We start from the raw sequence: 12,930 nt of genomic DNA on the forward strand, positions 1-12,930 counted from the left end.
CCATAAATGAGAACTGCAATTTACGGTAGAGAGTTCAATAATAGCGTTTTACCATATGTACAGGAAGTATTCAATGTTCTGGGCGAATCAAAAGCGCCCATTCTTGTTTCCAAAGATTACCTTGACTTTATAAAAGATAAAATCAAGCTGCCTGAGGGCATTGTTGTTTTTAGTAACCATACCGAATTGGTTGGTCAGGCAGACGTCCTGATTAGCCTGGGTGGGGACGGAACATTACTGGATACGCTATCGCTGATCCGCGATTCGGGAATCCCGGTGATCGGAATTAACTTCGGCCGACTGGGATTTTTAGCGAGCATCAATAAAGATGAAATCAGAATCGCGATCAAAGCACTCCACAATAAAGAATATTCTCTGGATAAAAGGACTTTACTGAGTCTGGAGTCAAAATTTGACCTGTTTGGTGAGGAAAACTTCGCCTTAAATGACATCACGATTCATAGAAGGGATAAATCAGCGATGATGATTATTCATGCTTATATGAATAATGAATTCGTGAATTCTTATTGGGCGGATGGTTTGATCATTGCCACACCTACAGGCTCAACGGCTTATTCTTTAAGCTGCGGTGGCCCGATCATTTACCCAAGTTCACAAAATTTTGTGATCACCCCAATTGCGCCACATAACCTGAATGTAAGACCTGTCATCATTCCTGATGATGTTTCACTTACATTTGAAGTAGAAGCCAGAAGTGCAAAGTTCCTGGTTTCCTGCGATTCAAGAACGGAAACGGTAGACCGCTCTGTAAAGCTGACCTTAAATAAAGCCGCCTTTCATGTAAATCTGATCAGGCTGAACAATGAAAGTTACCTGACCACGTTAAGAAATAAACTACTTTGGGGTATTGATACCCGTAACTATTAAGATGCGATACGGAACAAGGCTTTTCTGTTTTTTTGTGATCTCTTTCATTGGATTTAATGCTGCTGCTCAAACAATGGAGCTCGGTGTGGTCGGTGGGGGTGCAGGATACATGGGGGACCTGAATCAGACAAAACCTTTGAAAATTAGCGGGATATCTGCCGGAGCTTATGTAAAGATGAATTTTGATCCTTACTGGGGCCTTGGTATCCATTATAATTTCGGTAAAATCAAGGCAAACGACCTGAGTTCTGACAATGCTCAGTTTAGAGATAGAGGCCTTAATTTTAAGACTTCTTTGAATGAAATCAGTCTGCAGGTTGATTTTAACTTCCTGGATTATTTTGCCGGGGGAGGAACGAAAGGATTTACGCCTTATATATTCACAGGAATAGGAGGGGTCTTCTTTAGCCCAAAAGGATATTATCCGCATGTGGCCGAGTTGGGAGATCAGGAATATAACCTGAGATTTTACAGAACAGAAGGACAAAAAGAACCTTATAAAAATTACGCACTTACTGTTCCTTATGGAGTAGGTTTTAAAGTTAGATTGAAGGAAAACTGGGGCTTGTTTTCTCAGATTGGATATAGGACCGCGTTTACAGATTATCTGGATGACGTAAGTGGGAAATACCCAGATGCCAATAATCCACCTGCCGATGGAGATAGGGGCTTAATGCTTTCAGATCCTAACAGAGGTCCCTTAGTATCAGGCATTCCCCGAAGAACTCTTTCCGGGACCCAAAGAGGCGATTTTAGAAAAAGAGATACCTATATGTTTGTAGGTATTGGCATATCTTATACCTTTGTGTCCCAAAAATGTTATACATTTTAAGCATATTTGCAATTATAAATGGGATTTAAAGAACAAATTGACGTTACACGCCTGCCTGAGCACATCGCAATCATCATGGATGGAAATGGGAGATGGGCAAAAAATCAAGGCAAATTCAGGCACTTTGGCCATGAAAGTGGGGTGTTATCTGTAAAAGATATCGTAGAAGGTTGCGCAGATATAGGTATTAAATACCTGACTGTATATGCTTTTTCTACCGAAAACTGGAATAGGCCCATAGAAGAAGTAAATGCTTTAATGGAGCTGCTGATCTCAACCATTAATCAGGAAACCGCAACGCTTAATAAGAATAACATCAGACTTAACGCCATCGGGGACATCTCTTCCCTTCCACAAAAATGTATTGACGATCTGAAAAGTGCGATGGATAATACCGCGAAAAATACGCGTTGTACCCTGACACTTGCTTTGAGCTATAGCGCGAAATGGGAAATCATTGAGGCGGCAAAGAAACTGGCCCAAAAAGTTAAAGATCAGGAGATTAATGTTGATGAAATCGATGAAAATACTTTTTCAGCCCAGCTGACAACCACGAATATTCCCGATCCTGAACTCATGATCAGGACGAGCGGCGAACATAGGATCAGCAATTTTCTGTTGTGGCAGATGGCTTATACCGAACTGTATTTTACCGATACTTTGTGGCCTGACTTTAGAAGGGAAGACCTTTTTGAAGCAATTGTAGACTACCAAAAGCGCGAACGCCGCTTCGGTAAAATTAGTGAACAGTTGAACTAATTTTACTTTTAACACTTTTTAACATGTGTTTAAATTAACTTAGCATCGATTTTTAGATTTAAATGAAAAGAATATATCAACTCATATTGTTGTTATTGATTGGTTTACCAACAATGGCACAGATCCGTCCCCAGTCCAATCCTGCAACTCCTACATTAAAAGTTAATGGCCTGGATCTGGATTATTTTAATCCCAAAGAGTATACCATCGCAGATGTGACGCTTACAGGAGCGAAATTTTTAGACAAAGATGTGATCATTACCCTTTCAAAACTGATCAAAGGAGAACGTATCGTGCTTCCTGGTGAGGCTACTGCCAATGCCATTAAAATCCTTTGGGAACAAGGTTTATTTGATGACGTTCAGTTGGATATTGTTAAAATCGAAGGCGATTCCGTTTTCTTCGATATTGAAGTAGTGGAACGTCCGCGTTTGAGCTCTTTTGATATTCAGGGGGTCAGTAAATCTCAGAAAACAGACATTCTGGAAAAGCTGAATGCGAAAGCGACCAAGACGATCATCAACGATAACCTTTACAATACCACCACAAGTACGATCAAAAAGTACCTGTTGGAAAAAGGGTATTTCTTTACTGCGGTAACGTATAAAACCAAGGTTGATCCCAATCAGGAAAACCATGTCATCCTCGAAGTTAGTGTAGACAAAGGCCGTAAGGTAAAAGTCCATGAAATTAACTTTACCGGAAATCAGGCCTTTTCTGATGCGAAGCTGCGTAAGTTTTTGAAAAAGACAAAGCAACAGGCATTCTATAAAATCTTTGGTTCGGGTAAATTCAATAAAGAGAAATACGAAGAAGATAAGAAAACATTGATCGCCAAAATGCAGGATAAAGGTTACCGTGATGCGGTGATTCTTAAAGACAGTGTATATCAGTTTAGTGAGAAAGCAGTAGGCATTAAGCTGGACCTGTTTGAAGGACCTAAATATTACATGGGAAATATTACCTGGGCAGGTAATGCTAAATATGCAGGAAAAGATCTGGGAAGAATCCTTGGCATTGAAAAAGGAGAGGTGTTTAGTGAGGAGAAACTTGAAAAGAAATTAAGAGGTAGCCCTAACAGTGATGACGTATCGAGTTTATACCTGAATGATGGTTATTTAACTTTTAACGTAGATCCGGTTCAGACTAAAATCTATGGCGATACTGTTGATGTGGAAATTCGCATCTATGAAGGCCCTCAGTACACGAATAACAGAATTACGGTTAAAGGAAATACCATCACGAATGATAGAGTGGTATTGCGTGATGTCCGTACTAAACCTGGAGATAAATTCTCTAAAGATCTATTGATCCGTACCGTTCGTGAGATCGGACAGATGGGTAACTTCGATGAGTCGAAAACAGTACCTACACCTAAACCAAATCCGGCAGATGGAACCGTAGATATTGAATATGCAGTAGAAGAAAAACCTTCGGATCAGATCGAATTGTCAGGCGGTTTTGGTGGTGGTAACATCATCGGTACTTTAGGTCTTACCTTCAATAACTTCTCTTTGAAAAATCTGTTTAACGGAAGTGCTTATAAACCATTGCCAAAAGGTGACGGCCAGAAGCTGAGCTTACGTGGACAGACCAACGGTAAATACTATCAGTCGTATAGTTTCTCTTTCTCTGAGCCATGGTTAGGTGGTAAAAAGCCGGTCAGTTTTGGAGTGAGTGCATTTACCTCATTACAGTCTAACGGACTAAAAGAAAATGATAGCCGTGGACAACAACAAAGAATTCGTTTAAATGGGGTAACGGTAAGTTTGGGTAGAAAGTTAAACTTCCCGGATAACTATTTCCAGTTGAGCCATGCTTTAAGTTTCCAGCAATATGTTCTGAACAATTATTCCGGATATAAGTTTAGCACGGGTACTTCTTACAACATCAGTTTAGCGCAGGAGTTGAGCAGGGATTCAAGAGATTCCCCAATCTTCCCTACAGGAGGTTCCTTCTTTAAGTTTACGATTCAGGCAACACCTCCTTATTCCTTGTTGAATAAGTTGAACTATGCTACTGCATCAGATAAAGAATTCTATAAATTCACGGAATACCATAAATGGAAATTTGAATCTCAATGGTTCCACAGGTTAGCTGGTAAGTTTGTCGTGAAAGCACAGGCACAATTTGGTTTCCTTGGCTCATATAACAAAGCAGTTGGAGATCCGGCATTTGAGCGTTTCAAACTAGGTGGTGATGGAATGCAAGGATTTGATTTCCTTCAGGGATCAGAGTTAATTGCGATGCGTGGTTACTCTAATAGTGCGGTGATTCCTAATGGTTCGAATGTAAGGATTGCACAACAATCAGGAAGTCCGATTTTCACCAAGTATATGTTGGAATTAAGATACCCGGTTATTGCCAGTCAGTCGGCTACTGCCTTCCTTGTGGCTTTTGCCGAAGGTGGTAATACCTGGAACAAGTTCTCTGAATATAATCCTTTTAACGTTAGACGGTCTGCAGGTTTTGGTGCAAAGATATTTTTACCGATATTTGGATTATTGGGAATTGATTACGCGATTCCTTTTGATAAGATTCCTGGAGTTGAGAATGGTGGAAAGCAGAACTTTACTTTCAGTATTGCACAACAGTTAGGTGGATTTAACTAATAAAAACAGACGAATGAAAAAATATCTTTTAATATGCTTCCTGAGTTTTACATGTATGGGAGCCTTTGCTCAGAAATTTGCATATGTGGATACTGAATATATCTTGAAACACCTTCCGGAATACAAATCAGCCTTAACTCAGCTGACTGCCTTATCTAATCAATGGCAGGGACAGGTAGATCAAAACTTTGTAGAGATCGACAAGATGTACAAAGCGTATCAGGCCGATCAGGTTTTGTTAACAGCAGACATGCGTAAAAGAAGAGAAAACGATATCATCGAAAAAGAGAAAGCAGCAAAAGATTTTCAACGTAATATCTTTGGTCCTGATGGTGAGCTTTTCAAATCGCGCACTAAACTATTGAGCCCGATTCAGGAAAAAGTAACGAAGACGATTGGCGAAGTAGCAAAAGCTAAACTTTTTGATTTCATCTTTGATAAAAGCAGTGAGTCAACCATGATGATTTATGCCAGCAGCAACTATGATGTAAGCAACGATGTCATCAGGCTACTTGGATTTAAACCAGGCTCAACTTTAAAATAATACACACAAATAAGTAAAAACAATTATTAAGATAAATAGAAATGAGAAAGTCAATTAACGCATTTTTTGTAGCAGCGGGGTTATTGTTTACTGCTAACATTGCAAATGCACAACAAAAATTCGCACATTTAAATTCAGCAGTGATCATCGAAGCAATGCCGGAAGTTAAAGCAGCAAGAACAACATTGGAAGCTTTTGGAAAAACCAAACAAGCTGATGTTGAGAAAATGATCTCTGAGTACCAGGTTAAACTGAAAGCAGCAGAAGATAAACAAAAGTCGCTGAGCGAAGCAAACAAAGAAACAGTAGGTAAAGAGTTACAAGCTATGGGTGCTGACTTGCAGGATCTTCAAAAACGTATCGAAGATGCAAGAGCGAAAGCTCAACAGGAAATGGAAGCTAAAAATGCTGAATTGTTTAATCCTATCCAGGTAAAAGCTGATGCAGCAATTAAAGCAGTTTCTAAAGAAAAAGGTTTTGCTTATGTATTTGATACTGCAAACCAGGCTTTAGTATATTGGGATGGTGGTGATGACATCACTGCTGCTGTTAAAACTAAATTGGGTATCTCTGCAACTGCAGCTCCTAAGAAATAATTAGAATTAAAATATTTAAATTGCGGGATTGAGTGATAAAACTCAATCCCGCTTTTTTTTATAATGAATATTGGACAGTCTATTGGCGTTTTTGATTCTGGTTATGGTGGTTTAACAGTGTTTAAATCTATTGCTGAAAAGTTACCTCAATACAATTATATCTACCTCGGCGATAACGCCCGATCTCCCTATGGAGATCATTCTTACGAAACTATTTATCAGTATACGCTGGACTGTGTGGAATGGCTCTTTGCACAGGGTTGTCCATTGGTGATCCTTGCCTGTAATACGGCTTCTGCAAAAGCTTTACGCAGCATCCAGCAGAAGGTGCTTCCGGTAAAGTACCCGAACCATCGGGTGCTGGGTGTAATCAGGCCTACGGCAGAAGTAGTAGGGGATTTTAGCAGCAGCAAAACCATTGGTGTAATGGGGACAAGGGGGACGGTAAATTCCTTGTCGTACCCCATGGAGATCGCTAAGTTTTTCCCTGAATTAAAGGTCTTGCAGCAAAGCTGCCCGATGTGGGTGCCGCTGATTGAGAATAATGAACACCTGAATCCAGGCGCAGATTATTTCGTGGACAAGTACCTGAAAGAACTGTTGGAAAAGGATGCTGAGATTGATTGCATTCTGTTAGCCTGTACCCATTATCCATTGCTGATTCCAAAGATTAAAGCAATACTGCCCGAAGGTATTCAGTTATTGGGACAGGCAGAGATTGTTGCCGATAGCCTGGATGCCTATCTGAAAAAACATCCGGAGATGGCCATAAAGATTGCGCAGGAAGGCGAAAAAAACTTCTATACTTCCGGCGACCGGGAAGTGTTTGATCAGCATGCTTCCATCTTCTTTGGGGAGGAAATCGAATCTGAACAAATGCATCTTCAAGTTTAATACTTCCAGCTCCTGTCAGGAGCTTTTTTTTTTCTCTATTATTTTTTGTCTGTTGGTCGAATAGCAATGGCAGTTGGTCGACTGTTACTGCGGCATGGTCTAATGCGCCAAAAAACGCTGAAACGTTTCCTGTAGGATGGCGTCTTATCTACAAAACAACAATTAAATAATTAAAAACTTAAAATATAAAAGATATGAAAACTGCCATCAAAACCCTATTCGCTTCAGCTTTAACTGCTATCGTTTTAACTTCTTCGGCCTTCACTACTTTCGCTAAAGACACTACGCCTGTAAGCGCATCTGCGAATGTAAAGTTCAATAAAGTAGTCGTAACCGGAAATGCTAAAGTGGTATTGGTACAGGCACATTCAGAAAGCATCACTACAAATGATGAACTAACTGCAAATACTACCGTTCAACAAAAAGGATATACTTTATACATCAACTCTACTGAGCAAAGCCCTGCAACGATCTATATCTCTGTAAAAGACCTGCAAAGAATTGATGCTTCAAATGCAGCTGAGGTAAAAACCCGTGGTAACTTTGACCTTGCCGTTCTTCAGATCTTTTTAAAAGATGGTGCTAAAGCAAACGTAAATGCAAAAGTAGGTAGCCTTTATACCGACATGAAAGACCAGTCAGATTTGAAATTAAGCGGTTCATCAGCAGAACATAACCTGGTTAGAAATGATGTTTCTAAATTAAACATAACCGATTTCGTGATTGCCAAACTATAAAAGACACTAAGTCATCCATAGGGAAGGGACAAAAATCCTTTCTGCAGGAAACCGCTCATCCAGATGTGCGGTTTTTTTTGTCTTTAATTGTCGGTTTTTATACTGCTAAACGGTTTAAATGATGTTTGAACATTTGAATATAATCTTTATGAAAGATTCCATTTCTTTCTAGGTTCTAATTATTATTAACGGTAAATTTGCGGCTCAAATCACACACCAATGAGCGACTCGATCAAGCATGAATGCGGAATAGCCTTTATCCGTCTTTTAAAACCTCTCTCATACTACCAGGAAAAATACGGTACAGCACTCTGGGGACTGAATAAGCTTTATCTTTTGATGGAAAAGCAACACAACCGCGGACAAGATGGAGCGGGTATTGCCACCATTAAACTTGATGTTAAACCAGGACACCGCTACATCAGCAGGTACCGGTCTATGGCACAAAATGCAGTTGCAGATATTTTTGGATATGTACAAAGTAAATTTGTAGACATCCAGAATGAAACACCTGAATTAATGCAGGATGCCGAATGGTTAAAGAACAATGTTAGTTTTATCGGGGAAGTTTTACTAGGTCACCTTAGATATGGTACCCATGGTCAGAACAGCATTGAAAACTGCCATCCATTTTTGCGCCAGAACAACTGGATGACCCGTAACCTTGTGATCGCAGGTAACTTCAACATGACGAATGTAGAAGAGCTATTGGAGCAATTATATGAGCTTGGACAACATCCAAAAGAAAAAGCGGATACTGTTACTGTCCTGGAAAAGATTGGTCATTTCCTTGACGATGAAAATCAGGAGCTTTTTGATGCTTACAAGAAAGAAGGACTGGATAATGTAGAAATTACCCATAAAATCTCTGAAGGTTTAGACATCGCTAAAATTTTGCGTCGCTCTGCTAAAAACTGGGATGGCGGATATGCGATCTCCGGAATCGTTGGTAATGGTGATGCTTTTGTACTTCGTGATCCTTCAGGAATACGTCCTGCATTTTACTATGCTGATGATGAAATCGTAGTTGCTGCTTCAGAAAGACCAGCGATTCAGACTGCTTTCAACATTCCATTCAAAGATGTGAAAGAAATCGAACCAGGGCATGCTTTAATCGTTAAGAAAAGCGGTAAAGTTACTCAGGAAGTATTCAGAGATCCTCAGGAAAAAAGAGCTTGCTCATTTGAACGCATTTACTTCTCCAGAGGAAGTGATGCTGATATTTATAAAGAAAGAAAACAATTAGGTGCCTTGTTGTGCGATCAGATCCTGAAAGCAGTAAGCGCAGACCTTAAAAATACGGTATTCTCTTTTATCCCGAATACAGCTGAAGTATCTTTCTACGGAATGGTAGAAGGATTGCACAGTTATATCAGAGGGGTGCAAAAAGATACCTTACTGAACCGTAAAGAACAACTGAACGATCAGGAGCTGGATGAATTGCTTTCTATGAACCCAAGGGTTGAAAAACTGGCGATTAAAGATGTGAAATTAAGAACATTCATTACCCAGGATGCCGACAGGCAGGATATGGTAGCGCATGTTTATGACACTACTTACGGCATCATCAAGAACAATACAGATACCTTGGTGGCAATAGATGATTCTATTGTAAGGGGAACAACTTTAAAGCAAAGTATCATTAAGATCATTGACAGGTTACACCCTAAAAAGATCATTATTGTTTCTTCTGCTCCTCAGATTCGTTACCCGGATTGCTATGGTATTGATATGTCTAAAATGGGACAGTTTGTTGCTTTCGAAGCGGCCATCCAATTGTTAAAGGAACGTGGAATGGAACACATCATTGAAGAAGTTTACCAGAAATGTAAAGCTTCCCTGTTGTTACCTAAAGAAGAGATTGTAAATCACGTGAAGGACATTTACAGACCTTTTACTCAGGAAGAAATCTCTGCTCAGATTACCAAAATTATTACTCCTGCAAACATTAACGCAGAAGTAGAGGTGATCTACCAGACATTAGATAACTTACATGTGGCTTGTCCGGATCATACCGGCGATTGGTATTTCTCAGGAAACTACCCAACTCCAGGAGGAAACAAAGTTGTGATCAAAGCTTTTGTAAACTGGAAAGAAGGAAGCAACCAGAGGGCTTACTAGAATAAGCAGCTCATAAAATATAATCCCCGCTATAGTTTAACTGTAGCGGGGATTTTTTTGTTTAGATGTTTTTATGATTATTTGTAATGCTTCAGGATGACTTCTACAAATAACCGGATCGCAAAGATGATGATCACCGCACCGGCGATCCTGTTCAGGTTCTGAATGGTCTTCTCTTTGATCCTATACCTTAACTTGGCCGCATAATAAGTCTTGATCCCATCTACGGAAAGCTGAGTGGCCATGGCAATGATGAAAAAGACAATCTTTTCTGCCATCGTATAATGAAGCTGCACCGATATAATGCCTCCAACCATGATCCAAAACATCAGCGTGGTAGGGGATAAGAGACACATTAGAAAACCCTTTAAAATATAGCCGCGCTTCCTGACTTTGGCGATCTCGGAGATGTCATAGCTCACTTTTACCTTATTGAACAGGTAATACAAGCCTATCCCAAATAAAAAGAGGCCTCCAACGATACCTATATATTGAAAATACTCCGATTTATAATCTACAAACTGAGCACTGAAGATGGTGAGCGTAATAAATATGATGTCACTAAAAATCACCCCCACAGCTAGCGAAAATCCCGCTTTAAAACCTTTCTCAATGCTGGTTTTTATCATGGAAAAGAAAACAGGTCCCGTTAAAAAGGAGAATAAAATACCTGCACCTATTCCTTGTAATATTGCTTCAAACATTCACCTAAACATATAAAATTACGCTAATATGCGATTTTATGAATAAAATCGACCCTATTATAATTAGTTTATTTTACAGGTTACTTCAATTACAAGGCCAGCTTTAATTTTGTTTATCGCTGATTCTCAAATTTGTGTCTGTGATGACCATACCAATTTGAAAATGACGGAACATCATTGTGTAAATTATACACTTTACAAAACAGTTTTTTTTATTTATGTTTAACCCCAGTATAAACCAATTATAAATATGACTGCAGAAAATTCTCAAACCAAGTGGGGACAGTTCATTCCTTTAGTTACCGTGTTCTTTTTTTGGGGCTTTGTGGCGGCGAGTAATGATATCCTGATTCCTGTATTTCAAAAAGCTTTTCATTTAACACAAAGTCAAAGTCAATGGGTATCCTTAGCTTTTTATATCGCTTATACCGTGGGTTCATTGATCTATATGGGGGTCTCTATTTTAATCAAAAAAGACCTTGTCAATAAAATCGGATACAAAAACGGCCTTGCATTGGGCTTATGTATTTCTGCAGTTGGAACCTTATTGTTTTATCCCGCAGCAAATTATGGTTCCTTTCCATTAATGTTGTCTGGTTTATTTATTGTTGCATTGGGATTTTCCTTACAGCAAACGGTCGCAAATCCCCTGGCCATCGCATTAGGTCCTATTAAAACCGGCTCTCAGCGTTTAACGCTTGCTGGCGGGATCAATAACTTTGGAACGACCATCGGACCGCTAATTGTAAGTTTTGCAATTTTTGGATCTGCAGGTAGCAGTGACATCAGTATTGAAAGTGTTAAAATACCTTATCTGATCCTGGGTGTAGCTTTCCTTGCAGTGGCGATCTTCTTAAAATTATCCCCACTTCCAGACAGACCTGCCCTGGTAGAGGAATCTGCAGATGATGCCGGAGCTTCCAGAAGTTCTGCACTTAAATACCCTCAGTTGGTGTTGGGTATGATTGCCATCTTCGTTTACGTGGGTGTTGAGGTGTCTACTGCAAGTAACTTACCTGCTTATATGGAAAAAGAATTGGGTTTTGCGTTGAAAGATGTAGCCCCATACATTTCTCTATATTGGGCAAGTATGATGATTGGTCGCTGGACAGGTGCAGTAGAAGCTTTTACTGATAATGTACAGGTTCAGAAAATTCTGAGATTTGTTGCCCCTTATTTGGCTTTTGGTATTTTCTTAGGCGTAAATGCGATTGCAAAACATGATTTAGCTCCTTTTTATGTATATGGCTGGATTATTCTTGTATTAATCGTTGCGGATATGCTGAGTAAAGGAAATCCTGCACGTATGTTGTTGATCTTTGCCACTATTGGTATCGTTGCTTTATTGATCGGTATGTTTACCACAGGTATGGTCAGCGTTTATGCCATCACCAGTGTTGGTTTATTCTGCAGTACATTATGGCCTTGTATCTTTACCCTGGCCGTGAGCGGACTGGGTAAGAATACCAGTCAGGGTAGCAGCTTCTTAATCATGATGATTATGGGTGGCGGTATCATGAGCTGGGTTCAGGGATATGTGTCAGAATTTATTGGCATTCAAAACAGTTATATCATCGGAATTCTTTGTTTTGCCTACCTGGTATTTTATGCCTGGAAAGTGAGTGGAATTCTTAGGGCACAGGGCATCTCTTTTGATAAGAAGATTTCAGGAGGCCATTAATCCTATTAGAAAATAAAAAAGGCTTCTCATTTATTTAATGAGAAGCCTTTTAATTTATATCGATAATGAGTAAGAAAAGTTTTGATCATATTTACATGCACCTGGCCGCTGATCTGGCCGCACGTTCGCATTGCGTAAGGGCACAGGTAGGGGCGGTGCTGACAAAAGATACCAGGATTATTTCCATCGGTTATAACGGACCGCCACCGGGAACACACAATTGTGATGAAGAATGGCCGGAGACAGGTTGCGAAAGAGATTCCAGAGGAAGCTGCTCCCTTGCTTTACATGCAGAAGAAAATGCCATATTATATGCCTCAAAAAACGGATCTAAGATTGAAGGCTCGACTTTATACACCACGCTTTCCCCTTGTATTGCCTGTGCAAGGCTGATCTTGTCGTCCGGAATAAAGAAAGTGTTGTACATGGATTCTTATGCGGAATACAAAGGATTACCGAGTGATGAAGGTGTTGATTTTCTGCGCAGGTTCGGTGTAGAAGTGAATAAGTATCAAATCGAGGTTAATTGATAATCTGTCTTGTAGCAGCAGCTAAGTTTTCT

12 protein-coding genes are annotated in these 12,930 nt (G+C 39.8%); 11 read left to right on the forward strand and 1 reads right to left on the reverse strand.

Annotated features, from left to right (window positions below):
* The first annotated feature begins 6 nt into the window (after positions 1 to 6).
* From BLQ87_RS28365 to BLQ87_RS28405, 9 genes are all read left to right on the forward strand, one after another.
* Positions 7 to 888: an NAD kinase gene (locus tag BLQ87_RS28365; protein ID WP_074612277.1), complete on the forward strand. Its 882-nt coding sequence runs from the start codon at positions 7 to 9 to the stop codon at positions 886 to 888.
* Between the two features lies 1 nt (position 889).
* On the forward strand, positions 890 to 1,720 hold the full coding sequence (gene porG, locus BLQ87_RS28370) for a type IX secretion system protein PorG (protein ID WP_074612278.1): 831 nt from the start codon (positions 890 to 892) through the stop codon (positions 1,718 to 1,720).
* A gap of 18 nt (positions 1,721 to 1,738) precedes the next feature.
* On the forward strand, positions 1,739 to 2,479 hold the full coding sequence (locus tag BLQ87_RS28375; protein WP_074612279.1) for an isoprenyl transferase: 741 nt from the start codon (positions 1,739 to 1,741) through the stop codon (positions 2,477 to 2,479).
* 62 nt (positions 2,480 to 2,541) lie between these two features.
* Positions 2,542 to 5,091: an outer membrane protein assembly factor BamA gene (gene bamA / locus BLQ87_RS28380; RefSeq protein ID WP_074612280.1), complete on the forward strand. Its 2,550-nt coding sequence runs from the start codon at positions 2,542 to 2,544 to the stop codon at positions 5,089 to 5,091.
* 13 nt (positions 5,092 to 5,104) lie between these two features.
* The gene (locus BLQ87_RS28385; RefSeq protein ID WP_074612281.1) at positions 5,105 to 5,635 is read left to right on the forward strand and encodes an OmpH/Skp family outer membrane protein; all 531 of its coding nucleotides are present in this window, start codon (positions 5,105 to 5,107) and stop codon (positions 5,633 to 5,635) included.
* A 41-nt stretch (positions 5,636 to 5,676) separates the two neighbouring features.
* The gene (locus BLQ87_RS28390; protein ID WP_074612282.1) at positions 5,677 to 6,231 is read left to right on the forward strand and encodes an OmpH/Skp family outer membrane protein; all 555 of its coding nucleotides are present in this window, start codon (positions 5,677 to 5,679) and stop codon (positions 6,229 to 6,231) included.
* 63 nt (positions 6,232 to 6,294) lie between these two features.
* Positions 6,295 to 7,125, forward strand: coding sequence for a glutamate racemase (gene murI, locus BLQ87_RS28395; protein WP_074612283.1), 831 nt, complete (start codon positions 6,295 to 6,297; stop codon positions 7,123 to 7,125).
* 194 nt (positions 7,126 to 7,319) lie between these two features.
* The gene (locus BLQ87_RS28400) at positions 7,320 to 7,862 is read left to right on the forward strand and encodes a GIN domain-containing protein (RefSeq protein WP_074612284.1); all 543 of its coding nucleotides are present in this window, start codon (positions 7,320 to 7,322) and stop codon (positions 7,860 to 7,862) included.
* Between the two features lie 219 nt (positions 7,863 to 8,081).
* Positions 8,082 to 9,983, forward strand: coding sequence for an amidophosphoribosyltransferase (locus tag BLQ87_RS28405; RefSeq protein ID WP_074612285.1), 1,902 nt, complete (start codon positions 8,082 to 8,084; stop codon positions 9,981 to 9,983).
* 77 nt (positions 9,984 to 10,060) lie between these two features.
* Here BLQ87_RS28405 and BLQ87_RS28410 read toward each other — a convergent pair whose 3' ends face one another.
* Positions 10,061 to 10,687, reverse strand: a complete 627-nt coding sequence (locus BLQ87_RS28410; RefSeq protein ID WP_074612286.1) for a LysE family translocator — start codon at positions 10,685 to 10,687, stop codon at positions 10,061 to 10,063.
* A 250-nt stretch (positions 10,688 to 10,937) separates the two neighbouring features.
* On the opposite strand from BLQ87_RS28410, the gene BLQ87_RS28415 reads away from it, so the two are divergent.
* Positions 10,938 to 12,368 (forward strand): MFS transporter, encoded by a 1,431-nt coding sequence (locus tag BLQ87_RS28415; RefSeq protein WP_074612287.1) that lies wholly within the window; start codon positions 10,938 to 10,940, stop codon positions 12,366 to 12,368.
* A gap of 65 nt (positions 12,369 to 12,433) precedes the next feature.
* Positions 12,434 to 12,898 (forward strand): deoxycytidylate deaminase, encoded by a 465-nt coding sequence (locus tag BLQ87_RS28420; protein WP_074612288.1) that lies wholly within the window; start codon positions 12,434 to 12,436, stop codon positions 12,896 to 12,898.
* The last annotated feature ends 32 nt before the right edge of the window (positions 12,899 to 12,930 follow it).

This window comes from Pedobacter steynii (assembly GCF_900103665.1).
GTDB classification, from domain to species: Bacteria; Bacteroidota; Bacteroidia; order Sphingobacteriales; family Sphingobacteriaceae; genus Pedobacter; species Pedobacter steynii.